The organism is Paenibacillus sp. FSL M8-0334 (assembly GCF_038000405.1).
GTDB lineage: Bacteria > Bacillota > Bacilli > Paenibacillales > Paenibacillaceae > Paenibacillus_AQ > Paenibacillus_AQ campinasensis.
Genome location: NZ_JBBOCH010000001.1, coordinates 2983703 through 3008936, shown reverse-complemented (window position 1 = coordinate 3008936; position 25234 = coordinate 2983703). Strand labels below are relative to the sequence as shown.

The 25234-nt window shown below is 49.5% G+C and carries 21 protein-coding genes, 11 tRNA genes, 1 rRNA gene and 1 riboswitch; of the genes, 2 read left to right on the top strand and 31 right to left on the bottom strand.

The features are described from left to right. Positions 1-6 precede the first annotated feature (6 nt). The 4 genes from ehuD to MKX64_RS13210 all read right to left on the bottom strand — a co-directional run bounded on the left by ehuD (position 7) and on the right by MKX64_RS13210 (position 3906). Positions 7-669, bottom strand: coding sequence for an ectoine/hydroxyectoine ABC transporter permease subunit EhuD (gene ehuD / locus MKX64_RS13225; RefSeq protein WP_095398665.1), 663 nt, complete (start codon positions 667-669; stop codon positions 7-9). A gap of 2 nt (positions 670-671) precedes the next feature. Further along, the gene (gene ehuC / locus MKX64_RS13220; protein ID WP_155618260.1) at positions 672-1325 is read right to left on the bottom strand and encodes an ectoine/hydroxyectoine ABC transporter permease subunit EhuC; all 654 of its coding nucleotides are present in this window, start codon (positions 1323-1325) and stop codon (positions 672-674) included. A 1-nt stretch (position 1326) separates the two neighbouring features. Beyond that, on the bottom strand, positions 1327-2181 hold the full coding sequence (gene ehuB / locus MKX64_RS13215) for an ectoine/hydroxyectoine ABC transporter substrate-binding protein EhuB (protein WP_230875734.1): 855 nt from the start codon (positions 2179-2181) through the stop codon (positions 1327-1329). Positions 2182-2553: 372 nt separating this feature from the next. After that, positions 2554-2700, bottom strand: a riboswitch (cyclic di-AMP (ydaO/yuaA leader). 126 nt (positions 2701-2826) lie between these two features. Further along, a complete protein-coding gene (locus MKX64_RS13210; RefSeq protein ID WP_155618261.1) occupies positions 2827-3906 on the bottom strand; it encodes an AI-2E family transporter in 1080 nt (359 codons plus the stop codon). Positions 3907-4125: 219 nt separating this feature from the next. Here MKX64_RS13210 and cls point away from each other — a divergent pair, with 219 nt between their 5' ends. Both cls and MKX64_RS13200 read left to right on the top strand, forming a co-directional pair. Further along, positions 4126-5574, top strand: coding sequence for a cardiolipin synthase (gene cls, locus MKX64_RS13205; protein ID WP_095267929.1), 1449 nt, complete (start codon positions 4126-4128; stop codon positions 5572-5574). A 452-nt stretch (positions 5575-6026) separates the two neighbouring features. Further along, complete coding sequence (locus tag MKX64_RS13200) at positions 6027-6923, top strand: glycine betaine ABC transporter substrate-binding protein (RefSeq protein ID WP_155618268.1); 897 nt, start codon at positions 6027-6029, stop codon at positions 6921-6923. A gap of 144 nt (positions 6924-7067) precedes the next feature. On the opposite strand, the gene MKX64_RS13195 is transcribed toward MKX64_RS13200, so the two are convergent. The 27 genes from MKX64_RS13195 to rrf form a co-directional block, all read right to left on the bottom strand. Continuing rightward, positions 7068-7619 (bottom strand): NADPH-dependent FMN reductase, encoded by a 552-nt coding sequence (locus tag MKX64_RS13195; protein WP_095267928.1) that lies wholly within the window; start codon positions 7617-7619, stop codon positions 7068-7070. 130 nt (positions 7620-7749) lie between these two features. Next, positions 7750-8355, bottom strand: coding sequence for an ABC-2 transporter permease (locus tag MKX64_RS13190; protein ID WP_095267927.1), 606 nt, complete (start codon positions 8353-8355; stop codon positions 7750-7752). Further along, entirely contained in the window at positions 8348-9214 is an 867-nt protein-coding gene (locus MKX64_RS13185; protein WP_095398662.1) for an ABC transporter ATP-binding protein, read from the bottom strand. Before MKX64_RS13185 ends, MKX64_RS13190 begins: the two co-directional genes overlap by 8 nt. A gap of 6 nt (positions 9215-9220) precedes the next feature. After that, on the bottom strand, positions 9221-9592 hold the full coding sequence (locus MKX64_RS13180) for a GntR family transcriptional regulator (RefSeq protein WP_095267925.1): 372 nt from the start codon (positions 9590-9592) through the stop codon (positions 9221-9223). 15 nt (positions 9593-9607) lie between these two features. After that, entirely contained in the window at positions 9608-9913 is a 306-nt protein-coding gene (locus MKX64_RS13175; protein WP_095267924.1) for a YfzA family protein, read from the bottom strand. Positions 9914-10486: 573 nt separating this feature from the next. Next, positions 10487-11128, bottom strand: coding sequence for a hypothetical protein (locus MKX64_RS13170; RefSeq protein WP_095398661.1), 642 nt, complete (start codon positions 11126-11128; stop codon positions 10487-10489). A 196-nt stretch (positions 11129-11324) separates the two neighbouring features. Then, complete coding sequence (locus MKX64_RS13165; protein ID WP_095398660.1) at positions 11325-11798, bottom strand: GbsR/MarR family transcriptional regulator; 474 nt, start codon at positions 11796-11798, stop codon at positions 11325-11327. A gap of 30 nt (positions 11799-11828) precedes the next feature. Further along, the gene (locus tag MKX64_RS13160; RefSeq protein ID WP_095398659.1) at positions 11829-12632 is read right to left on the bottom strand and encodes an alpha/beta fold hydrolase; all 804 of its coding nucleotides are present in this window, start codon (positions 12630-12632) and stop codon (positions 11829-11831) included. A 326-nt stretch (positions 12633-12958) separates the two neighbouring features. Further along, positions 12959-14791: a glutamine--fructose-6-phosphate transaminase (isomerizing) gene (glmS, locus tag MKX64_RS13155; protein ID WP_095267920.1), complete on the bottom strand. Its 1833-nt coding sequence runs from the start codon at positions 14789-14791 to the stop codon at positions 12959-12961. A gap of 754 nt (positions 14792-15545) precedes the next feature. Further along, positions 15546-16886 carry a phosphoglucosamine mutase gene (gene glmM, locus MKX64_RS13150; RefSeq protein ID WP_341036069.1) on the bottom strand — a complete coding sequence of 447 codons (1341 nt, stop codon included), beginning with the start codon at positions 16884-16886 and terminating at the stop codon, positions 15546-15548. A 51-nt stretch (positions 16887-16937) separates the two neighbouring features. Next, positions 16938-18392, bottom strand: coding sequence for a CdaR family protein (locus MKX64_RS13145; protein ID WP_341036068.1), 1455 nt, complete (start codon positions 18390-18392; stop codon positions 16938-16940). After that, positions 18385-19218 carry a diadenylate cyclase CdaA gene (gene cdaA, locus MKX64_RS13140; RefSeq protein WP_341036067.1) on the bottom strand — a complete coding sequence of 278 codons (834 nt, stop codon included), beginning with the start codon at positions 19216-19218 and terminating at the stop codon, positions 18385-18387. Before cdaA ends, MKX64_RS13145 begins: the two co-directional genes overlap by 8 nt. Before the next feature lie 202 nt (positions 19219-19420). Continuing rightward, positions 19421-20035, bottom strand: a complete 615-nt coding sequence (locus MKX64_RS13135; RefSeq protein ID WP_095267915.1) for a zf-HC2 domain-containing protein — start codon at positions 20033-20035, stop codon at positions 19421-19423. Between the two features lie 131 nt (positions 20036-20166). Further along, positions 20167-20736: an RNA polymerase sigma factor SigW gene (sigW, locus tag MKX64_RS13130; protein WP_095267914.1), complete on the bottom strand. Its 570-nt coding sequence runs from the start codon at positions 20734-20736 to the stop codon at positions 20167-20169. 250 nt (positions 20737-20986) lie between these two features. Further along, the gene (gene ppc / locus MKX64_RS13125; protein WP_095267913.1) at positions 20987-23770 is read right to left on the bottom strand and encodes a phosphoenolpyruvate carboxylase; all 2784 of its coding nucleotides are present in this window, start codon (positions 23768-23770) and stop codon (positions 20987-20989) included. A gap of 267 nt (positions 23771-24037) precedes the next feature. Continuing rightward, a tRNA-Gly gene (locus MKX64_RS13120) sits at positions 24038-24111 on the bottom strand. 11 nt (positions 24112-24122) lie between these two features. Further along, a tRNA-Pro gene (locus tag MKX64_RS13115) sits at positions 24123-24196 on the bottom strand. Positions 24197-24249: 53 nt separating this feature from the next. Continuing rightward, a tRNA-Arg gene (locus MKX64_RS13110) sits at positions 24250-24326 on the bottom strand. A 1-nt stretch (position 24327) separates the two neighbouring features. Continuing rightward, positions 24328-24402 (bottom strand) — tRNA-Gly (locus MKX64_RS13105). Positions 24403-24409: 7 nt separating this feature from the next. Continuing rightward, positions 24410-24493 (bottom strand) — tRNA-Leu (locus MKX64_RS13100). 14 nt (positions 24494-24507) lie between these two features. Further along, positions 24508-24583: transfer RNA gene (locus MKX64_RS13095), tRNA-Lys, on the bottom strand. Between the two features lie 5 nt (positions 24584-24588). Further along, positions 24589-24663: transfer RNA gene (locus MKX64_RS13090), tRNA-Gln, on the bottom strand. A gap of 49 nt (positions 24664-24712) precedes the next feature. After that, positions 24713-24788 (bottom strand) — tRNA-Val (locus MKX64_RS13085). A gap of 1 nt (position 24789) precedes the next feature. After that, positions 24790-24864 (bottom strand) — tRNA-Glu (locus tag MKX64_RS13080). A 40-nt stretch (positions 24865-24904) separates the two neighbouring features. Then, positions 24905-24980 (bottom strand) — tRNA-Thr (locus MKX64_RS13075). Positions 24981-24983: 3 nt separating this feature from the next. Further along, positions 24984-25059 (bottom strand) — tRNA-Asn (locus MKX64_RS13070). An 8-nt stretch (positions 25060-25067) separates the two neighbouring features. Beyond that, positions 25068-25184 (bottom strand): 5S ribosomal RNA (gene rrf / locus MKX64_RS13065). Between the last annotated feature and the right edge of the window lie 50 nt (positions 25185-25234).

Sequence of the window (25234 nt, the reverse complement as noted above, 5' to 3'; positions counted from 1 at the left end):
CCCCTCCTACTTTCCTCTTAACAGATTCATGCGTTTCTCCAGCCGCTGCACCAGCAGGGAAGCGATGTAGCTGATCGCCAGGAACAGAATCCCGACCAGCGTATACGGCTCGAATGCCCGGAACGACTGGGACACCACATTTTTGGCCGTCAGCATCATCTCCACCAGCGTAATCGCAGACAGAATCGGCGTCTCCTTGAACATCACAATCAGATAATTTCCGAGCACCGGGATGATCGGCGGGATCGCCTGCGGCAGAACCACGATCCGCCAGGTCTGCCCCTTCGTATAGTTCAGTGCCGTTGCCGCTTCCCATTGCCCTTTCGGCACAGCCTCAATGCCTGAGCGGTACACCTCGGACAGATACGTGCTGTAATGAAGACCCAGACCGATGACCCCGGCATAGAAGGCCGGGATGGAAACGCCCATCAATAGCGGCAGGCTGTAATACAAGAAGAACACCTGAACGAGCAGCGGCGTATTTCGAATAAATTCAATAATGCCTTTGGTGACATAAGCCAGCGGCTTGAATCGGCTTCTTGCCGCAAGCGCCAGCAGCAAACCGACGATCAGCGATACGACAAATGAGCACAGTGTGATCCACACGGTCATTTTCAGCGCGCTTAACAGCTGCGGAAGCACATCAAGCACATAATTCCAATCCCACATCTCTATAGCCTCCCCGCTGTCAATTTCCGCTCAAGCAGCTTCACACCCACGGAGACCAGTGTTGCTATGACAAAATACATCAGCAGCAGCAAAACCAATATTTCCGTCGTCCAGGAGATGTAGTTGTTGCGGAGCACCATCGCCTGGTACGTAAGATCTGCCATCGTGATGAAATACACCAGCGACGTCGACTTGATCAGCTCCACCAGCTGATTGCCAAATGGCGGCAGCATGCGCAGGGAGGCTTGGGGAAGTATGATGTTCCACATTCGCTGCCACGGCTTCATATTGAGCGCCACCGCCGCCTCCCACTGTCCCTTCGGCACCGCAAGAATCGCACTGCGGACAATCTCGGAGCCGTAAGCGCCGAAGTTGAGTCCGATCGCCAGCACGGCCGCTGCCATCTTCGGCAGCTCGATCCCGATAAACGGCAATGCAAAGTACAGCCAGAACAGCTGCACCAGCAGCGACGTTCCCCGGAATACTTCCACGTACACCGCCATCACCGTCCGCACGATCCACAGTTTGGACAGGCGCCCCAGACCGGCAATAAAGGCTGCGACAATGGCTAGCACCGCGGATAGCAGCGCCACGATGACGGTGATCTCCGCGCCCTTCAGCAGGGTAGGCAAAAATTCAATCCAAGACGATGGCATCTTATTCCCCGCACGCTGCGACTGCCGTCATATCGCCAGGAAGCTCATCCTCGGTAAATCCGAATTCCTGCAAAATCTCCAGCAGCTCGCCAGACTCCTTCATCTTCTGCAGCTCCGCATTGTAAGCCTGTTGGAATTCCGTGTCGGCCTGACGGAATGCCGTGGCACCGTATCCGCGTACGCTCTCCCCGTCGATGACCGGCTGCTCGAAATCCGCCACTCGCTCAATCTGATCATCACTAGCCGAATCCAGCATCGCCTGCAGCGATGGACCCGTCATCGTAATCGCTTGAACCCGGTCGGCCTGCAGTGCGCTGATCGCGGACGCCTGGTCCGGAACCTGGATGATGCGCTCGGATGGAATCCCCGATTTCTCCATGTAGCCGATCTCCACAGCACCGGTCATGACGGCAACCCTCGCTTCCTCGTTCGCAGCGATATCCTCGTAGCTGCCAAGGTTCAGCGGGTTCCCCTGCTTCACGGCCAGCGCTTCGCCGATGCTGTACTCCGGATCAGCGAACAGGACAGCCGAGCAGCGGTCGGGCGTGATGAACATCCCGGCCGTGATCATGTCAAAGCGGTTCGCCTGCAGCCCGGCGATCAGCGAGCCGAATTCGGTAAGCTCCCCCCGCATTTCCCCAACGCCAAGCCGCTCGAGAATGACGCGGGCGATCTCGACCGCCTCCCCTGTCAGCTCGCCATCGGCCGTCTGATAGGCGTAAGGCTTCTCGTTCGCGAAGCCGACCGTAACATACCCTCTCTCGATCGCCTTCTCCAGCGTGCTGCCTTGATCCCCGCATGCTGCAAGCACGCTAACCAGCACCAAACTAAGCAACAACAGAGCCACTTTTTGCAATTTCAAACCTTCCCACAACCTTTCTTGAAATCTGTGAATGCCTGTTTTAGGCATGAATAAATAAACCTAGTAAACTCATATTTCAACTAGGTTTTCATAGGGTCAAAATCCGTTTCAACGCTCCCATTATCCAGCGTTAATAATCGACTTTTCCTTATACTCCACGTCACTTGTACCGCCTGTGGATATGCATATGGACTTGCTTGGCGCTTACTCTACGCCCGGTTGATTGCCACCTCCTCTTCTTAACCAACGAAAAAAGACCTCTTGCAGGGGGATCCGAACATAGCTCCGCCAGCATGGGGTCAATGAAAAGAGAAAAGGCCCCTGTTCCATAGAATTAAGGGCCTTGGTATCAATCTCAATTATGTAATAAGACCCATCCACTGCTGACGAGGTTAGCTGACGGACTCGGGTAAGATGGTACCCTACACTTGACAATCAAGTGACTCGCCCCTAAAAAAACTGGTTCCCCCGCTTTCCGGACTTAAGCAACCGGAAACTAAGCGTGTGTTCATAATACAGGGAATGCTAGGAAATGTCAAACCGATCCAGCCCTTTAAGCGGTGAAGGATCGGCTGAAAACCGCATCACACAAGGCATTCCGCAAATTTAAAGAATTCATTTACGGGGTGTTCATCCCCCCTATAACTGCTCCCATCTCTCCTTGAAGAACAGCTCGTAAATCCGGCTGATCAGAATTTTGAGAATCATGTAAACCGGAACGACCAGCAAGACTCCGATAATGCCAGCCAGGTCCTGTCCGACCAGGACAAGCACAATGATGGTGATTGGATGAATGTCCAGCTGCTTGCCAAAAATATACGGGCCGATCAGATTGTCTTGGATCTGCTGAGCCGCCAAAATTATGACAAGCGACCAGATCGCGGTGGATGGCGACTGGATCAAACCAATGATAATGATCGGGATTGAGGACACGATGGCCCCGATAAACGGGATGAAGTTCGCAATGACCGCAACGACCGTCAGCAGCAGCGCATACGGAAGCCCAATAATGATGAAGCCCACATACATCAAGATTCCCAGTGCAAAATTGACAATCACCCTACCTACGATGAAGCCTTTGAGCGCACTGTCGATTTCACCAAGCACCGACGTGCCGACTTCCTTGAAACGGTTCGGCAGAAAGCGGACGATCAGCTCGCCGAATTTGCCGCCCTCCTTCAGCATGTAGTACAGCAGGATCGGGAAGATGAACATAATGATCGCAAATTCCGATATAATTCCCACCAAATTCACGACATATTCCGTCAGGAACGTAAAGCCTCGGTTCAAATATTCTGTCAGCGTCGTTAACGGATTGAAGCCTTCCGGAAACACACCTTCCAGGAAGCCGCTTTGCTCCAGCTCCAGCATCTTCTTGTTCAAGGCCGCGAAAATCGCCGGCGCATTGTCCACCAGGGCAATGATCTGCGCTTTAAGAGAGGGCCAGACCCCGATGAGAAAGCCGACCAGGATCCCCCCAAACACAACGTAAAGCAGCAGAATCGCCAGCGTCCGGTTCATCTTCTTCCTCTCCATTAGAGCCACCAGCGGTCTCAGCAGATAATAGAAAAAACCGCTCAGCATCAGCGGAACGATGATCACCGAAATAAAGGATAATAGAGGGTTGAATATGAAGCTGACTAACGAGCAAAGGTAAATGATAATCAGAATGAGAATAACGGCAAAACAGAACTTGAAAAACTTGTTCATCTTCAGCAATAGCGACTCCCCATCTCCTTATGTTTCAATTATCGTATCATGCAGAAGACCGGCTTTTCAAACGGCAGCGAAGAAGCGGGATACACATCCTTCTTGCCGCCTCAATTGACGCTCAATCTCACGGCCCATTTGGGTGCCGGATATATACTTCTTGTAACAGCTCCAGTATAATATGAAGCGTTATCCGGACAAGGCTGAAAGGTAGGGGGAACTTTTTTCATGGATGTTACGTCCATCATCATTAGCTTCATCTTCGTCCTTAATATCGCATTGGCCGTGATCGTTGTGTTTCAGGAGAGGCGGGATGTCGGCTCGACATGGGCCTGGCTGCTCGTTCTATTCTTCATTCCGGTACTCGGATTCGTGCTGTACCTGCTGTTTGCTCAGAATTTGCGGCATATCCGCCTGTTCCACTGGGATGATCTCCAGAAGACCGGTATTGAGAAGGTGCTGCTTGCCCAGATGAGCGACATTAACAGCGGGCAGTTTTCGTTCCGCAACCGGGTTGCGGCCTGCAACAGCGATTTGATCCATATGCACATCAACGAGAATCAGGCGATCCTGACCGATGATAACCATGTGGAGATTTTCACCGACGGTAAAGAGAAATTCGATCGGTTGTTCCAGGACATTGAGGAAGCCAAAGAGTATATTCATCTCCAATATTACATCATTCGCAGAGACCAGCTGGGCAAGCAACTAATCGCCGCCCTGACCCGCAAGGCCAAGGAAGGCGTGAAAGTCCGCGTGCTGTACGACGAGCTGGGCTCCAGAAAGCTGACCAAAGGCTTTTTCAAAAAGTTCCGGGAAGCTGGCGGAGAGGCCGAGGCGTTCTTTCCGTCCAAACTGCGCTTTGTCAATCTGCGTCTGAACTATCGGAATCACCGCAAGCTGGTCATCATCGACGGCGATATCGGGTATGTCGGAGGCTTCAACGTCGGAGACGAGTATCTCGGACTCAACTCCAAATTCGGCTACTGGCGGGATACCCACCTGAGAATCCAGGGACAAGCGGTATATGCGATGCAGGTCCGGTTCATTCTGGACTGGAATCAGGCGTCCCATCATCATGACATCTCCTATGAGCCGAACTTGTTTCCCAAGATCAATTCGCCCGGCAATGTGGGCATCCAGATCGTGACGAGCGGTCCCGACTCGGAGTATGAGCATATCAAAAACGGGTATATCAAAATGATCTCGGCGGCCAAAAAATCCATTTACATTCAGACACCTTACTTTATCCCGGACGCCAGCCTGCTCGATGCGCTTCGGATCGCTTCGCTCTCCGGCGTGAAGGTACACATCATGATTCCGGACAAGCCGGATCATCTCTTTGTGTACTGGGCCACCCTCTCCTATATCGGGGAGATGCTGAAGACGGGAGCGAGCGTGTACCTGTACAACAATGGCTTCATCCATGCCAAAACGATCATTGTCGATGAAGAGATCGCCTCTGTCGGAACGGCCAACATCGATGTTCGCAGCTTCAAGCTGAACTTCGAGGTCAACGCCTTCCTGTACGACGATTTCATCTCAAGGTCTCTGACCGAGACATTCCATCAGGATATGCGGGTATCGCGGCTGCTCACGCTGGAGGATTATGAGAAGCGGTCGCGCTGGATTCGGACCAAGGAGTCGATTTCCCGATTGCTGTCGCCGATTCTGTAGGGTCGAAGTGACAGGAAGCCGGCAGTTTCGACCGCCGAGGAAGCAAAGCCAATGAATCACCTCATTCAGACATTGTCTTGAGTGGGGTGATTTTTATTGGCTTACGAATGAAACGAGCATGAATATTCCTGTTGCTAACTCGGTGCGTTTCCCCTGAAATCCTACTCATCCACAAAAAAAATAATATTTTTTTATACGAAATATATACGGCGGTGATTTTTGAGAAATAGCGAGCATCCAAGCGTAATCGGCATTATACTCACGTTCGGTTTATACAGTTTTTTCTGTATATTCTTAATAAACAGCCGTTTTCATTTGTGAAAAATTTCATTGTTTGTTATCATGACGGTGTTGTTACGACAAGCGACTGTCGCAATTCGTCAAACGTTGTCTACTTCTGCAGAATGTAACGCCGGCATAGAAACGACGATTACAGATGGGGGAAACGCATGATGAAGAATACACCGAAATGGATGATGTTTCTTAGTTTAGCTATGGTACTCATATTAGGAGCCTGTTCTTCCAATTCTGCCTCGGGTGCGGAACAAGTGACCGCCGGAGAGCAGGTTAAATATACGATTACGGGTACGGATCCAGGCTCAGGCCTTATGAGGCTGACAGCCCAAGCCATGGAAGATTATGATTTGTCGAATTGGACCTTGACGGAAAGTTCGGCAGCGGGCATGACCGCCCAGCTCGATGCAGCTTATAACAATAAACAGCCGATTGTTTTTGTAGCCTGGTCCCCGCACTGGATGTTTAACACCTATGATCTGAAATATCTCGATGATCCCAAACTGACTTACGGAGAGCCTGAAGAGATTCACACGATTGCCCGTCTTGGGCTGAAAGATGATCATCCGGTGGCCTATGAATTTCTGGACCGCTTTCACTGGACGGCCGACGATATGGGTGAAGTGATGATTGATATCCAGAACGGAATGGATGCGGAATCCGCTGCTTCCAAATGGGTGGAGGAGAACGAGGCTAAAGTTCAGGAATGGATCGAAGGCTTGGAGCCCGTAAACGGCGATCCGTTCACCCTCAGTTTTGTCATGTGGGATTCCGAGCTTGCGAGCACCAGCGTTGTCCGCTATGTGCTTGAAGAGAAGCTCGGTTACAAGGCGGAGGCCTTGCAGGTGGAGATCGGACCGATGTGGATTGGTGTTGCCAACGGTGACGTAGACGCCATGGTAGCTGCCTGGCTGCCGGTGACACATGCGGATTATTGGGAGCGATATGCCGACCAGCTCGACGATCTTGGAGCTAACATGGTAAATGTGAAATCCGGATTGGCTGTTCCGGCCTATATGGAAGACGTAAATTCCATCGAAGATTTGAAGTCCTAAACTGAATTGTACACGATGTGGGAAGGCACCTTTAGGATTTATCATGGGGGCCTTCCTTTTCTATCTATTTAAAAAAAAATCAGACACGGCCCTGTAAGCCGTATCTGATATTCGCGTTATCTATGCCTTTATTTGAACGATACTTTAAACTCGCAGCGTCTTTAGCGCCCCGCTCCAAGCAACCACTTGGTCGAGCATGGCATTGACATTGTCCAGATGCAATTCAGCCGGTTTAAAGGTTGCGAAATTCTCAAAGTCCGTGAACAATGACAATGTCGGATGAACCCGTACATCTGCAATCATCAATTCGCCGAGAATACCGCGCAAATGCTCAGCGGCGCGTGCGCCTCCGGTCGAACCATAGCTGACAATGCCTGCTGCCTTGTTATTCCAAGGTTCACGAGCTAAGTCAAGCGCATTTTTCAAGGCTCCGGTAATGCTGTGGTTGTATTCTTGCACGATGAACACAAAACCGTCCAGGCTGTTCAGCTTTTCATTCCAAGCTGCGATACCCGGCTCGGATCCGTCTGTCGTGCCAAGCAGCGGCAAATTGTAGTCTGCAATATCCACAATCTCATAGTTGGCGTCGCCACGCTGATCTGCAATCCCCTTAACCCACTCGCCTACTTGCGGACTTACCCGTCCTTGTCTTGTGCTCCCTAGAATAATGCCTACGTTCAATTTCTCATTTGCCATTGTACTTTCCTCCCTTTTCTATATTACTTACCAACTCGTCCAAAATATAGTCCATTCCAACTGCTACTTCTATCATACCTTAAAGTCTTAAAAATCTCAATATTAAGATTAAGGAAAAACAGCATCGTTCTTAGAATGCTTTTCGCTGGTAAATCGTCGTCGTAATGGCCCAAGATACGGCATAAATGCCGATGATCACGATCGTCGCTCCCGTATATAAAGCCGGCATAGACAAGCTAAGGAGAAAATCAGTGACCGCCGTTACATGCTCGGCGATAAGGTTGGCAACATAAGGGCCCACCCCTACCAGAACGATAAAACCAATAAGAACCGCCGATGTAATATGCCCCGGTTTAAAGATATAGAACAGCGGGAAGGTAAAGGCCGCAAACACGATAAACAGCCCTGCGCCAATCGCGATATCCGTCAGTGTAAACGGTTTGTTGAATATGAATAATGCCAAGCTGGTCAGAACGATGGAAAGCAGCATATACACAATCGCACCCAGATAACGCGCTGCGATAATTTCCGTGCGGGTGTAAGGCAAGGAATTCAGCAGGATATTCGTCTCTGCCCTTTCATCATAGGCATACGTATTAAAGGGAATGAAGACGCTGGCAACGAGAAAAATGAAGAAGGGGTCCTTGCTCATAAGGATAAAAAAGATAATAAAAGGTAAGAAGATTAAAAGATGCCTCTTCTGCAAAATCACATCGCGCCGAATCAAATTAAACATAGCTTTCTCTTCCTTTCATATAGTACATAATGTCCTCCAAAGACGCCCGTTCCGTCACAACCGCTCCCCCGAAAATATGCTCCACTTCCTTGACGTTATCTGTTAATGCCACAAAGCCTGTCGGCGCACGATGTATGTGAACAAACGCCCGCTCCGTATCCTTGTCCAGCAGATCCGTTGTTCCTTTCACGAGCGCATAGTTCTCAGCAACGTCGTGAATCGTTTGATTGAAGACAAGCTTCCCCTTCTGGATCAAAGCGATGTAATCCGCAATCCGATCCAGATCTGTTGTAATATGCGTCGAAAAGAAGATCGTTCGGTTGCCATCCAGCATTAATTCTTGCAACAAGTCGAGCAGTTCCCGGCGAAAAATGGGGTCAAGCCCTGCTGTCGGCTCATCCATAATGATCAGCTCCGCATGATGGGACAACGCGATCGCAAGCGACGCCTTCATTTGCATCCCTTTGGAGAAGGTCTTGATCGCTTTGCCCAGCGGCAATTCGAATTGTTCCACATAGCGTTTGAAGAGCGTATCGTCCCAGCGCTTGTACGCAGGGCCCACGATCCGCTTGATATCTTTCAAGTTCAGCCCTTCAAAAAATACATTGCCATCATATACAAACCCGATGCGCTCCTTGATCGCCTTCTCATGCGTCTTGTAGTCCAGACCGAATATCCGGATCTCTCCAGCATCAGGCCTGAGCAGGTTCATGATCATTTTGATCGTGGTCGATTTGCCGGCGCCATTGGCTCCGATAAATCCCGTCACATACCCTTGCTTCACTTCGAGATTCATATTATGAACGGAAAATCCTTTAAACGTTTTGCTTACATTGATCAATTCAATAACATGCTCCATCCCGTCTCACTCCTCATATAAAAGCTTCAATAATTGCTGCAGCTCATCCAGAGACAAGCCGATCTCCCTGCTGTTCGTGATCACCGCGCTCAGCTGCTCCTCAATAACCTTCAGCTTCTTCTCCCGGATCACCTCCAGGTTCTGTTCAGCGACAAAGGAACCCTTTCCGACAATGGAGTAGATGAAGCCTGCCTTCTCCAATTCCTCATAGGCCCGTTTGGTTGTGATCACACTGATCTGCAAGTCTTTCGCGAGCTGGCGTATGGAGGGCAAGGCTGTCCCTTCCTGCAATTCGCCTCCCAGAATGAGCGCCTTCATCTGATTCGTAATCTGCTCATAGATCGGCTCCTTGGAACTGTTCGATATAACAATTTGCATGCCCATCCCTCTTCTTTAAGTTTTGGAAATCCAAGCGGATTTTATGTCCTGCACAGCCACAACCAGTATCGATATCACTTGCACGGTCATGAACATATTAAAAAACGGATAGCTATAAGGCGTAATCCATTCTGTGAACAGTTTTGAGTCCAGAATCCACCGCCCCAACTGGGCAAACCAATTGTTGCTATCATTGATCCTTGGCTCCAGGAATGTACCATCCACGGCAAAAAAGATCAGTTGAAAAACGATAAATACAGCGATGATGCTCAGCCATTTCTTCACTTGACTGGCTTGAACGGATTGTTCTGTTCCTGACATTGGCTCGCTCTCCCCTCACCTTTCACTTTCATGATGTTAGAATATCCTTCTTTTCGATCTTATATAATGTATATATACTATATACACATTATATACACGGTGAAAGGCGATGTGCAACCATTTTTGTTGATGATAATGAAAATAAAACTCCTCATAAAGCACCAGGCTTAATTATTTCACTGTCAATTGTAAGGGGAGCATATCCGTTCAGTCGGCCGAACAGTATGCATATATCGTCTGATAAGTGCAAGTTCGTATCGAAGGGCCCCTGTCCTCCTTGCATGATTATCCCTTTCGTTCAGGAGGCAAAGCCAGCGGAAAGAGAGTGCGACATGAGCAGGCGATTTCGCGGTCCATGCGCGGGCGGTTCACGAGCGATTAGCGAGCGATTAGAGGAAGAGGAACAAGGGACGGGTCAAAGCATGTTTCTGAGTTCCCTGATTAAAAGGGATCATGGCGCTAAGCACCCGGAAAGGGATTGTGGATCAGCACAACCTGAAAACAAAATAGGCGATTGATTCCCGATAGACTCCGGAAACAAATCGCCGTATAAACTCTTATTCTTCTACATCGTTAAAGGCTGATGCTTTTGTCAATAAATTTAACGGTACCGTTGGAAATTGAAGATTGTAACAGTTGGTCTTTAAATTCTTGAAGAACTGTAGCGGGATCGGCTGGTTCCTTTTGAGCAGAAGCATGTTCATTCCATATCTTTTCAGCTAAATTTTGACTCGATAAGATCTTCTGATACTGGCCTGGGGCAATTTTCTCCCAATGCTCTTCCTCGGTGACTCCCGATGCTTCAATTAACATTTTGTGTGTATCCTGTACTTCTTTGGGCTGTTCACTTAATAAGTCCCTCATTTTGTTTGCTTCTTGTCTGCCTTCCTCTAACGTTGCGGATACACCTTCTTGTTCGGCTAATTGTAAGAATAACTCTTCTTTAATCATATGTTTAAGAATGTCAGAGTCGGTAACGTTTGATACTGATTGGGAAATACTATTGAGCTCCTTGTAGTTTAATACATCCGTATTGGTAATTTCTTTGGGGCCGACTTGGACCAGTACCTTCTTCTCCACCTTTTCATTACGGTCTGTATTACTTTTGATACGGCTCAGATCCGATGCAAGTGGGTCTATTGCAGAGGATGATATTACACCAAATGTAAGAGCTCCTATGAGTAACAGTCCTAAAGCTACCATCGTTTTTTTCATTGGTTTATGCCTCCATTACCAGGGTGTAAGCCCAGACTGGACTATCGGGACATTAACGCCACGTAACTCCTGGGCACCAGCTCTCCATGTTACCTATATAACTAAACGCACAGAAATGATAAAGGGTTACGGACTAAAGCATAAAAAAGCAAAAATCCCGAAGGTATTGGGGTTAATTGTAAACCTATTACCTACTTCAATCCTTGATTTCCTGCCTCCACACAAACAGCAACTTTTCATGACTAGAGATCATACCATCGACCCAAAGGAGCATTTCAGCAAAATTCTTATTCGCATTAGATTGCCCTTCGACTGCCTTTAAACCTTGTTCTACAATCTTTCGCAAGTTTTTAAAACCGTCAATCCTCGTTTTTATGGCATTATCCCATATGGATTCACTGACGGAATAATAGTCTGTTCGATCACCTACAACGGATACTTTCTCTAACAGCCCCATAGAGACGAGGAGTCTCACGTTAGTCGATACACTCCCTCTGCTTACCTTTAAAAGATTAGCCATTTGCTCCGCAGATACAGGCTGATTCGAAACTAATAATAACCCTAAAATTCTTCCACCAATTCGTGGAATCCCATGGTCCTCATAATAAACACCCAGCTTTTCGACAAAGGCTCGTTTTTCTTCATCATACTCCAGTTCTTTAACGTCCATGACTGAATCTGCCTCCCTGTCTACACTTATCTATTGATCATTCAAAAATTCCCATAAGCTCGTATTAAATTGTGAAGGATTATCCTGATTCGCACAATGACTTGCATTGGCTATTTCAACCAGCCTACAATTGGGTTCGCTAGATGCCCAGGAAGGGGCAATTTTTTTAATATTCCCTGTTTGATCATGTTCGCCATAAACAAGCAAAATAGGCTTATTTATTGTATATCCCTCTTCGTAATGAAGACAGGCTGCAGTGGCTAAAAATATTTTAACAAAATCCTTTTTTCCTATAAGATTAAATGTCTGCTGTAAATAATCCTGTACATGCGGTTGTAACGCACTGGCCTTCACACTTGCATGAACCAAGTTGCTCCATGGATACATCCGAGTTATAAGCGGTGTTAAATATAAATAAAACCTCTCCATCGCGGTCAATTTCATTGTATTGCAGGTACAATCAATCAGTACAAGTTTCTCTACTTTGTGGGGATGATAAAATGCCATCTCTTGTGCTGTATTGCCACCCATCGATTGACCTACAAACGTCGCCTTCTCTATTCCTTCTATCTTCATGATCTCTATTAGATCTTCCATCAATAATTTTATGCTAAATTTATCACCCATGGGTCTGGATAAACCGTGCCCCCTCGCATCCCAAAGCAAAAGATTGAACGCCTTATCAACCACGGGTATTTGTTCATTAAACATCTTGTGATCAGCACCGGCACCATGTAACCATATTAGCCATGAATCTTTCCCCTGATTTGAAATCCAATAATGGATATTACAGCCGTCCTTACTCATTACTTTTTCTAACAAATCATTATTCACAGAGATTCCCTCCCTTTATGAAACTCCGATCGCTTACAAGTCCATGTTACCCTTTTTAATTATTTTAGTAAATACTGAAACTGCTGAAACGGATGAAGCATTATAACATTCCTTTAGTACCTCTCATCGTATGGATATTTCTCATTGAATTTGTGAGTGCACTGGTACGGATCGCTAGGATTGTTTCCGTTTTTGACAATAAAAAAACCGAAGGCCTCCCGGAAAAGTACCGGAAAAACCTTCGGATTTTTTATTTAAGAACCTTAACTTTATCTATGCAGGAGTCGTTAATGAAGACAAACCCCTTCGTACCCCGTAACCCCTACTTACTCCACCGTCACGCTCTTCGCCAGATTCCGTGGTTTATCCACGTCGTGGCCGAGCGCCAAGGAAGCGTAGTAAGCCAGCAGCTGCAGTACAACAACCGACAAGGCCGGGCTGAGCAGCGGCAATGTTTTCGGAATCGCAAACGCTTGGTCGACAGACTTCAGCAGGCTTGCAACATGCTCTTCATACGTGATGGCCAGTACGTCAGCACCGCGTGCCTTCACTTCCTTGATGTTGCTAACGGTCTTCTCCAGCACACTTTCCTGTGTCGCCAGGGCAATGACCGGAATGCCGTCCTCAATCAGCGCCAAGGTACCATGCTTCAGCTCACCCGCAGCATATGCTTCGGAATGAATATAGGAAATCTCCTTCAGCTTCAGAGAGCCCTCCTGAGCGACAGCATAATCCAGGCCCCGGCCGATGAAGAACAGATGCTCATGCTTGGAGATCTGCTCGGCATAATTCTTGATGGCGTCCGCCTGCTTCAGCATCGATTCGACCTGCTCCGGCAGCGCCTGCATCGCTGCGATCGTGTGTGCGATCTGCTCCGGTGTCTGGGTGCCGCGCACCTGAGCCAGATACAAGCCCAGCAGGTTGAAAGCAATGAGCTGGGAAGTATACGCTTTGGTCGAGGCTACCGCGATTTCAGGACCCGCCAGCGTCGCGATCACGTCGTCTGCATCACGGGCAATGGAGCTTCCCACCACGTTGGTGATGGCCAGCACGTGTGCGCCGTTAGCCTGAGCTTCACGGAGAGCGGCCAGCGTATCTGCTGTCTCACCGGATTGGCTGACTACGATGACGAGCGTATCCTTGTTCACGATCGGCGAACGATAGCGATACTCGGAAGCTACATCCGTCTCCACCGGAATGCGAACCAGCTGCTCGATGATCGTGCGGCCTACAAGCCCTGCATGGTACGCTGTACCACAGGCGACAATCTGGATGTTGCGAATGTTCTTGATCTGGTCCTCCGTCAGCTTCAGCTCCGGCAATACTACTTTTTTGCCGCTGGCATCAATGCGTCCGAGCATCGTATCCCGATAAGCCTTCGGCTGTTCGTGGATTTCCTTAAGCATGAAGTGATCGAAACCGCCTTTTTCCGCTGTGACGGCATCCCAATCGACACGGATCATTTCCCGAGAAATAAAATTCCCCTCGATCGTCATCAGTTCGACAGCATCGGCTGTCAGCAAGGCCATCTCGCCATCGTTCAGAATGTAGACATTACGCGTATATTTCAGAATGGCCGGGATATCGGAACCGATAAAGTTCTCCCCTTCGCCAATACCGATAATAAGCGGGCTCGCTTGTCGAACAGCCACCAGTCTGTCCGGCTCGTACTCTGTCAGCACACCAAGCGCAAAAGCCCCTCTCATATGGGTAATCGCCTTCTGAACCGCTTTTACAATGTCTCCATCGTATTCTCTAGCGATCAGGTGAGAGATCACTTCAGTATCCGTCTCGGACACAAACTCATGCCCCTGGCTAATCAACTCTTCCTTGAGCTCCAGATAATTTTCAATAATGCCATTATGAACGACCGAAAACTTCTGACTTTCATCCGTATGCGGGTGAGAGTTAACGTCCGATGGCTTGCCATGCGTAGCCCAGCGCGTATGACCAATTCCAGCTGTTCCGACCAGCGGCGCCTCTTCCAGTCTTTGCTCCAGGTTCGCCAGACGTCCCTTCGCCTTGGCAATACGAAGCCCTTCACTCGTAAAGACTGCAATTCCGGCAGAGTCATAACCACGATACTCCAGCTTCTTCAGACCTTCAAGCAACACCGATTGCGTTTTCTGCGTTCCAATATATCCAACAATACCACACATTGTATAATTCCTCCGTTCGGGTTTCCGTATATGATGAGGTGTGGATCCCCTGAACATGACGCCAAGTGCGGTATGTCGAAAGAAGAATGATGAATTATTCAATTGTCAACGTACAATCCAAACCCATCGGGCTCAGTCAGTTATTGAATATACATGAATGCACTCTTCTTTCACCGTCTTTACGCATGCTCTGGTTCGTACACCCATGGTTTTATGATTGATTGGCACCCTGCCGGAACATTGTGTGAACGGTCGCCCATTCATTTTCCGTATCCGACTTACGGCTATGGTGCAATACCGGGAGGTCCCCGCCGAACATTCCGAACACCTCCACCTCGTCAGCTTGCTGATCCGCCCCCTGGCCGTCTTCGCATCCTGAACCGATGATCAAGAAACGATATGCCAAGCACCTGCGGTCGTCAAGCTCTGGCGCTTGTATAACTCGTGATCTACCTCACTACCCTCGCTTTCCATTCCTGAATGACATTCTATATTATATTCACATGGATCTCGTTTGGCAACTCGCGTTCGACTTATCCCGACACGAGTCCACTCGCCGTACGATTTCAAACAGAGATTAACTAGTTCTGTCGGGCAATCCCCTGCCACACGCCTACGGCGCCAGCAGCTATGCGGTTTGCCTCCTCAGATCCTTCCTATCTATACCCGAACGCAGAGCCGATGAAGCAAGCAGCTGTAGCTCCACCGACCCTGTGTTCCAACACCCGCTCCCTGAAAAAACACGACTCAGGAATCAGGCAAGCTCCCGCTTCACAACATCAGCGATCTGGGTCACATAGCGGTCCAGTTCGTCCTTATCCGGTCCTTCTGCCATCACCCGAATCAAAGACTCGGTCCCAGACGGCCGCACGAGTACCCGGCCATTATCGCCAAGCTTCTGCTCGACTTCCGAAATGGCCGCTTCGATCACGGCATTGCCTTGATACTTGCTCTTGTCGCCGACACGCACGTTAACGAGAACCTGCGGATATTTGCGCATGCTTCCTTTCAGCTCATGAAGCTTCTTCCCGGATGCCACGATGGTATCCACCAGCTGAATGCCTGTCAGAATGCCGTCCCCTGTCGTATTGTAATCTAGGAAAATGACATGGCCAGACTGCTCGCCACCCAGATTATACCCGCCGCGACGCATCTCTTCCATGACATAACGATCGCCTACAGCGGTCTTGGCGGTTTTCAGTTTCAGACTGTCACACGCCTTGTAAAAGCCGATATTGCTCATGACGGTTGAGACAATCGTGCCGGCCTTCAGCTTGCCGGCCCGGTTCATCGCCTCTCCGCAAATGCACAGAATATAATCGCCATCGACTTCTTCACCCTTATGGTCGATCGCAATCAGCCGGTCTGCATCACCGTCAAAGGCAAGCCCAACATCTGCACCATGTGCCAGCACCGCTTCAACGAGCTTCTCGGGATGAGTCGACCCGCAGTTGTCGTTAATGTTCAGCCCGTTAGGCTCTGCACCAATCGCAATGACCTCGGCGCCCAGCTCACGGAACAATTTAGGTGCCAGTTCATAGGCTGCGCCATTGGCGCAATCCAGCACGATTTTCAACCCGTCGAAACGGTTCGCAATCGTCGTTTTTAAATAATCAAGGTATTTAAATTTCGATTCATTATCGACCCGAAGCTCGCCCAGCTCGCCGCCAATTGGGCGAGGAAGCGTATCGGTCTCGGCATCCATCAGTTCCTCGATCTTCAGCTCGGTTTCATCGGACAGCTTGAAGCCATCCCCGCCAAAAAACTTAATGCCGTTATCCTCCACCGGATTATGCGAGGCTGAGATCATCACTCCGGCGTCCGCCTTCAGCAATCTTGTAATATAAGCAACCGCCGGTGTCGTTACAACACCGAGGCGGATCACATGCGCACCGATCGACAGCAGGCCTGCGATCAGTGCGGATTCCAGCATGGCACCCGATACCCGGGTGTCCATACCGATCACAACCGTCGGTTTCTCCTTATTTCCAGTCAGCACATATCCGCCGCAGCGGCCGATGCTGTATGCAAGCTCCGCGGTAAGCTCCTTGTTGGCAATGCCTCTAACTCCGTCTGTACCAAAATATTTCCCCATTTGTATACTCCTTTGTCCCTTAACGGTTATATATCTTTGTTATCTGTTCAGTTATTGTCCTTCACCCGTGCCGTCGCCAGGCTTCGTCTCTGGCTCCTCAGTGCCTTCTGCCGGTGGCCGGACGGTTCCCTCATCTGAACCGCTGCCTTCACCGCTGTCAGCCGGAGGTGCCTGCGGCGGCCCTTCCGGCACGGCCGGCGGGTCCTGCTTCTCTGCCTCGGTTTGATCCGCTTCGGCCCCCTGTTGATCGGGCTTGGTTGACGCGGGTGTCGATTTCTCCTTGAGCTCGACCTGAACCGTGACCCGCTCCTGATCGGTTCGCATAACAAAATCTGGAAGTGAAATTTGCAGGGGCACCTCATGAACCCCTGCGCTCATGCCGGATAAATCGGCTTCAGCCTGAATGTCCGCAGGCCCGAGTCCCCTTAAAATATCCGGAGCTCCGGCAACCTCCAGCGATATCGATTGACTCCTGGGCTCCCGAATGGCAGCCTCCAGGCCAGCCGGTACGCCGTTTAATACGATCGGAATGCCGTCTATGACTTTTTCTTCATGAGCGACAACGGTCACTTCCACATCGACAGAGCTCGGCTCGATTTTCTCAAAACCTACAGGCGGCGTCAAGTCAGTCGTAAGCACTGTTGTTCCCGAATTGGTGATTTTCCCCAAATCGATCGTGACCCGGAAGTAGTCCTCCGCTCCTGCCAGCGCCTCCTGATTGCCGAAGAGACGAACCTCTTTCACCTTGCTCTCCACTTTCGACAATACGAGATGGTCCGGCAGCCGGCCAGTGTAATCCACATCCAGCGGAACCGATACAAATGCTGGTTCAACCGACACTTCCGCCGCAACGGTGGATGGCTCAATGACCGCGTCTTCCATTGGGTTGCCTAGTTTATCATATGCCGTTAGTCGGATTCGTTTCTCCGTCACCGTCTCGTCAGCCCCGTCCAGGTTGATGAATCCTTTCACTTCACCAAGCTGCTCCATCTCCGATTCAGGCAAGGTGACCGTGACCTGGCGTGGTTCTATGAGCATAGGCGTTCCGGCCCGATAGTCCTTCGCAGGCTCCCCTGTCGTGCCAATACTTACCGTTACCGAGCGCGTGACCCGCTTCTCGACAGTCACCGTCACCTGTGACGGCTCCATCGAGACCAGCTCTACCCCGCTCGGGACGGAGTACGTGAGAGGCAACGTATGCGTTCCCGGCTCTTTGACCCCGCTGAGGTCAAGTCTGACTTTGTATTCGTCCTTCACCAGCCGGATTTGCGACAGCTTCCCTCTCACCTCAAGGTCCACACGATCCTTGTCGATGCCTGTGAGCGCATAGTGGCTGTCATCAAAACCGAACGTCTGAATCTGGACACCCTCAATGAGGCGCGTATCAATGAAAGTTGTCGGCGGCGCGGGGGTCCCGTTATCCATATGAACCATGGCCCATAACAATACACTGACTGCCAGCGCGATCAGTTTGCTGACGTTGTTGTTATTGATCCATTTATCCATTGCGGTCTTCCCCCTTCCGTTTCCAGAAGAAAAACGAACGCTTTTCTTTAATCGAGGCTGCCGGCTTCAGTTCCTCATACAGTTTGGAAATAAGCGATTCCTCCTTGATATCGCGCACCACCTGCCCGTTAAGCGCAAGGGAGATTTGTCCCGTTTCCTCCGATACTACGACCGATATCGCATCGCCGGTCTCACTAATCCCGATAGCCGCCCGGTGGCGGGTTCCCAGCTCCTTGCTGATGAACGGGTTCTCTGACAGCGGCAGATAGCAGCCTGCTGCTGCAATCTGTCCGCCCTGAATGATCACCGCGCCATCATGAAGGGGCGTATTCGGAATGAAAATATTGATCAGCAGCTCTGAGCTGATGATCGAACGCATCTGGATTCCAGACTCCACATATTCATTCAAACCCGTCTTTCGCTCGAACACAATTAATGCGCCAATTTTTCGACGGGATAAATAGTTTACAGCCTTAATCGTTTCGCTGATTAATTTATTCGTTTCCTCATCCATGTCCGCCGTCCGGCCGAACATCTTTCCTCTTCCCAGCTGCTCCAGACCTCGTCTGAGCTCCGGCTGGAATATAATGAAGATCGCAAGCACACCAAAGGTAAAGATTTGATTCATCAGCCATTTCAGCGTGTACAAATCAAACCATGTACTTAAAGCCCAGATTACAACCAGTACAAGGATACCTTTCAACAGCTGAACTGCCCTGGTACCCCGAACGAGTAAAATCAACTGATATATAATATAGGTAACGATAAGTATATCGATGATATCTTTAATGGATTCTTTCCACGTCATATCCGCAAAATACCCCATACAGCAACCCCCGTCATTCCTTTAGTCGTGCTGGCAAACATATATATAGTATGTACTCTATACTATCTAGGTTATAACGTTAGACCTCACGATGCAAGCGAATGCCCCTGTCAACGGCCGATTCCTGCCATTAAACAACAAAACAAGCGCCGTCTTTTCATTGAAAAGAGGCGCCGTTCATCATTAGGAATCTTACGATTCGTTAGCGGTAAGCGACATCCGTGAACAGACTGGTGATTTTGTACCATATCCAATCCATTGCCTTATCAATATCTTTAACTTGACCTGATATATGAGCCGTCGATGCCTGGAAAAGCTCACCATCGATAACCGTCAGATTGCCGTCCACCTGACCGTATACTTTGGTTTTTCCGTTCTCGATCGTAATGTCGCCGGTAATCGTCTGACCTTCGGGTATAATCACTGTTTTACCTTCGATCACCAGCTTCTCCAGCTCATCGGTCTTCACAACCAGCTGATTGCCTTGATTCCACAGGCTAAGCGTGCTGCAGAACATGACAAGCAGGAACAAAGCGGCCGCTGTAATTGCAGGATGATTCCTCACCCAGTTGACCCATCGCTTCTGCGTCTTCGGCTTTGGAATCATAGCCATAATCCGATCGGTTAAATCATCGGACGGCCTCGTATCATGATGTGTTAAAGAAAACAGCAGCATATCCGTCTGCTGGAGCTTCTCAAAATAATTCCGACAGTCAGCACATTCCAACAAATGTTTCTTCAATTCCAGCTGCTGCGGCTCGGACAAGTCATTATCCAGATAATCATGCATCAAAGAGACGGCTAATTTGCATTCCATTATGAGCCAATCCTTTCATTAAATCTCTTTGCTGGGTCTACTCCCTCGTAAGGGCATAAGACTTGCTTAATGTTCATACGCGCCGGAATCGAGGATGTTTCATCTTTTTTCTATCCAATAATTCTAATTACTTACAATTTGTATTCCAGTTTCTTACGTAAAAATTCCCGACCACGATGCACTCTTGTTTTGATCGTTGTCACCGGCAAGTCCATAACCTCACTGATCTCCTGCAACGACATGTCCTGTATGTATCTCAGAATCATGATCGTCTTATACTTGGCAGGCAGTCCATCAATCGCCTGGTGAATAATCCGCTGGGTCTCCGACAGAAGCGTCTCGCTCTCCGGCGTGCGGTTATCGCTAGGTATAAAGGCGTATCCGTCGGTCCCTTCGTTGTCACTCACCTCGGCGTCCAAAGAAAAGGAAGGCTTGCGCTTGCGCAGCCTATCAATGCTAAGGTTGGTGCCAATCCGGTAAATCCACGTCGAGAACTTCTGATTATCGTCGTATCGGTCGAGATTTTTGTAGACTCGCAGGAAAGTCTCCTGTACCACGTCCTCGGCCTCATGCCGATTGCTCAGCATTCGATAAGCCAAATGAAATATTTTATCCTTATATAACTCCACGATCTCGGCAAACGCTCTTTGATCCCCTTTCCGGGCGAGCTTTGCCAATCTAACATCTAAATTGTCCACCATAACTCCCCCAGAATGGTCTGATGGGTAACGTATAACAAGCATCATTCAAAATGGTAATTCAACTGTTTCTAAAATGCAACAAATTTTCAAAATCCATCATCCTGTGTGATCGAGATACATCCTACATCAACCTTCATCGCAACGATATGATAAATAAAAAGCGAGACCCCTACATATGAGGAGTCCCGCCTGTAATTAACCGGAAGTGGTTCACTTCATCTTGCATGATCCTAATCAAGCAGGAAAGCGATTAGCCCGTATTCCGAAGACCTGCAGCGATTCCGTTAATGGTCAGCAATACTTCTCGCAGCAGTTCAGGATCGTCCTGACTCTGTTCCCTGAGCGTGCGAAGCTCATTCAGCAGCTGCACCTGCAAGTAACTGAGCGGGTCCACGTACGGATTGCGCAGACGAATGGATTCCTGCAGAACAGGCTGATTATCTAGAATCTCCTGTTGGCCCGTAATTTTGAGGACAAGATCTTTGGTCAGGTTAAACTCTTCCTGAATTTGTCCAAAGATGCGCTCACGCGCGTCCGTGTTTTTCACCATGTTCGAATATTCTTTGGCAATGATCAGATCCGCCTTGGCCATCGCCATCTGCAGCGTGTCGATCAGCGATGTGAAGAACGGAAAATTCTTATACATCTGCTGAAGCACCTTCAGATTCTCTTCCTTGCCCTGATAGAAGCTCTGCAGGCCTGTACCGGCCGCATACCATGCAGGAAGGAGGTAACGGCTCTGCGTCCATGCAAACACCCAAGGAATGGCACGCAGGTCCTCAAAACGGTCACTGTTCTTGCGCTTGGAAGGACGTGAACCGATATTGAGTTCGCCGACCTCAGGCAGTGGCGTTGATTCTTTGAAGAAACTCAGGAAATCCGGATCACGGAAGATGAGGTCCTGATATTTCTTCTGAGCCACTTCCGAGATGCTAGCAGAGATTCGCAACCACTCCTCATTCGTTTCAGCCTGCGGATAGCGGGCCTGCACCGAAGCCGTAATCAAGGCCGATGTTGCCTGCTCCAGACTGCGGTAAGCAATCCCTTTCAGGGAATAACGAGAAGAGATGACTTCGCCTTGCTCCGTAATCTTGATGCCACCGGCAATCGTTGAAGGCGGCTGCGCCATAATGCTGCGGTTAAGCGGCATTCCTCCGCGACCGAGCGATCCGCCGCGGCCGTGGAAATATTTCACCTTGATGCCAAAATCATTGGCAACCGCGGTAATTTCCTTGAGCGCCACCTGCAGCTCCCAGTTCGCTGTGACGGCTCCGCCGTCCTTGTTGCTGTCGGAGTAGCCAAGCATAATCTCCTGCAGATCCCCCATGGCCAGAACAGCTTCCCGGTAAATCGGAAGGTTGAACAGCCTGCGCATAATGTCAGGTGCAGCATGCAAATCCTCAATCGTCTCAAACAGCGGAGCTGCCTGCAGGGTAGCGGTGACATGACCGTCCGGATCTTTACGGAAGAGGCCAACCTCCTTGGCAAATACCATAACCTCCAGAATATCGCTTGCTCCTTCGGACATACTGATGAGATAGCTCGAGATACAGTTGCGGCCAAATTCCTGCTGTGCACGGAACACCGTCCGATATACCTCAAGGCATTCCTCTGTACTGTCGCTGTACTCCTGATAAGGCGTTGTCAAAGGACGCGGATCATTCAGCAGGTTATTCAGCAGTTCTACCTTCTCATCCTCGGTAAGGGAGGCGTAGTCCTGCACCACGTTCATTTTCTGCAAAATTTCGGCCATGGCATTCTCATGCTCCTGGCTATGCTGCCTGATGTCCAGGGTGGCGGTATGGAAGCCAAACAACTCTACCTGGCGAATCAGCTTTTGAATATAAGTATCTGCGACATAGTCAGCAAAGTGGAAGCGCAAGCTTCGGTCGATGACTTTCAGGTCCTCGATAAACTCTTCCGGACTCTGATAACATTCGGTGCCGGTCATATTCTCGTCGAGAATATGCATCATTTTGGCCAGCATATAAGTAAGTTTAATCCGATACGGCTCTTTCTCGTTGTGCCAGATTTCCATCTTCTTCAGGGTCACCTGACTGCGATCCTTCTCGATCGATTGAAGCAGTTCGTCAGATACGGAGACCATCGAAGAGCTGAAGCTGAGATACTTCATCAGCTCTACCAGAATGCGCTGATACTCCCGGATGGCCAGCTTACGCTGCATTTCAAGCGTCTTCCACGTAACGTCAGCCGTAACCGAAGGGTTGCCGTCGCGGTCCCCTCCGATCCAGGAGCCAAAACGCAGGTACGTAGGAACATGCCAACGGTGCCCTGGGTAGTATTTGTTCAAACAGCGCTCCAGTTCTTGATAAACCTCTGGCAAAACGTGAAACAGTGTTTCGTGAAAATAATACATTCCGTTTCGTACTTCATCCAAAACCGTCGGCTTGCGGTCGCGCAGCTCGTCGGTTTGCCATAGCGTGATCACTTCATTCAGCAGTTTTTCCCGAAGCTGTTCTCTTTCACGGAATGTGAGTGTCGGATTGTCGAGCAGCATCACATCTTCTGCAATCCGTTTGTGGATATCCAGAATCGCTCGACGCATCGCTTCGGTCGGGTGAGCTGTCATTACCAACTCCAGAGACAGCCCTTCGAGAATTTCTTGAACCTCTTCATAAGGAATGTTGCGTTCCTTCAGGTCCTGCACAGCACTTTCAATTGAGCCTGGTTGCACGCTTTCGCCCGCTGAACGTTCATAATCCCGTTTCCGGCGAATACGGTGGTTCTGCTCCGCAATGTTGACAAGCTGAAAGTATATAGCGAAGGCCCGAATCACCTGGTGGCGGATATCCGGCTCCAGCGTGCTGATCATGTTCTTGAAATCAGCAAACAATTCAGGCAAGAAGACCGATCGTAACGATTTACTCGTCTCACGTATTTTCTCCACGATATCTAACAGCTCATTGCCCCCTTGATGGACAAGAACCTCCCCGAGAATGTTCCCCAGAAACCGTACATCTCGCCGCAGTAGGTTGTTGGAATTGCTCTTTGCGGTTACTGTGAGTTCAGTCATACTTCTCCTCCCATCTAAACCCGAATCAGTTTATCTGTAGAATCCAGACTTAACGCCTTCCTAACATCATACAATAAAAACGGACGAAAATCTCCATTTTTCCCGCGATTTCCCCGCGAAAAATTAACCAAAACACCACAAAAGCCTCATCAAGTTGCGCCTTCAGCCCTTATACGACGGGCCTTCCTTTATTACATTAATACTTTGCAGAACAATGGCATCAAGATGTAAAAAAAACACCACGGTAAAGTGATGTCTGTCTATGTATGGAGCGGGTGATGGGAATCGAACCCACGCTACCAGCTTGGAAGGCTGGAGTTCTACCATTGAACTACACCCGCAGATGTAAAGATCGGGATGACACGATTTGAACATGCGACCCCCTGGTCCCAAACCAGGTGCTCTACCAAGCTGAGCTACATCCCGATAAATATAAACTTGAAAACCTTGATCCATTCAGCTCATGTTCGAAGCATAAATGGCGTGCCCTGAGAGATTCGAACTCCCGACCTTTTGATTCGTAGTCAAACGCTCTATCCAGCTGAGCTAAGGGCACATGGAGCGGACGACGGGAATCGAACCCGCGACCCTCGCCTTGGCAAGGCGATGCTCTACCGCTGAGCCACGTCCGCATATAAGTGGTGCGCGTGGAGGGACTTGAACCCCCACGTCAAAGACGCTAGATCCTAAGTCTAGTGCGTCTGCCAATTCCGCCACACGCGCACAAAGATAAAACCTGGTGAGCCATGAAGGACTCGAACCTTCGACACCCTGATTAAAAGTCAGGTGCTCTACCAACTGAGCTAATGGCTCTTACATGGCTGGGGATATAGGATTCGAACCTATGCATGACGGAGTCAAAGTCCGTTGCCTTACCGCTTGGCTAATCCCCAACATTACTTCTTCTTCGTTTAGGTTGTCCCATTCTGTAAATAAGATGAATGGTGGAGGCTGAGGGGATCGAACCCCCGACCCTCTGCTTGTAAGGCAGATGCTCTCCCAGCTGAGCTAAGCCTCCATGGTGACCCGTAGGGGATTCGAACCCCTGTTACCTCCGTGAAAGGGAGGTGTCTTAACCCCTTGACCAACGGGCCACAAGCGTAGCATTATGTAATGCTTCATAAAAGGTGAATCTGGAGCTTCCAACCGGGATCGAACCGGTGACCTCATCCTTACCATGGATGCACTCTACCTACTGAGCTATGGAAGCAAGTGGCTCCCCGAACAGGACTCGAACCTGTGACAACTCGATTAACAGTCGAGTGCTCTACCAACTGAGCTATCAGGGAATATGTACGCCTGGCAACGTCCTACTCTCCCGGGACCCTTCGGTCCAAGTACCATCGGCGCTGGAGGGCTTAACGGTCGTGTTCGGTATGGGTACGCGTGGAACCCCTCCGCTATCGCCACCAGACATGATTTTTCGAAGCTTCCGCTTCTCAAAATCGCTGCGAGAAAATATCA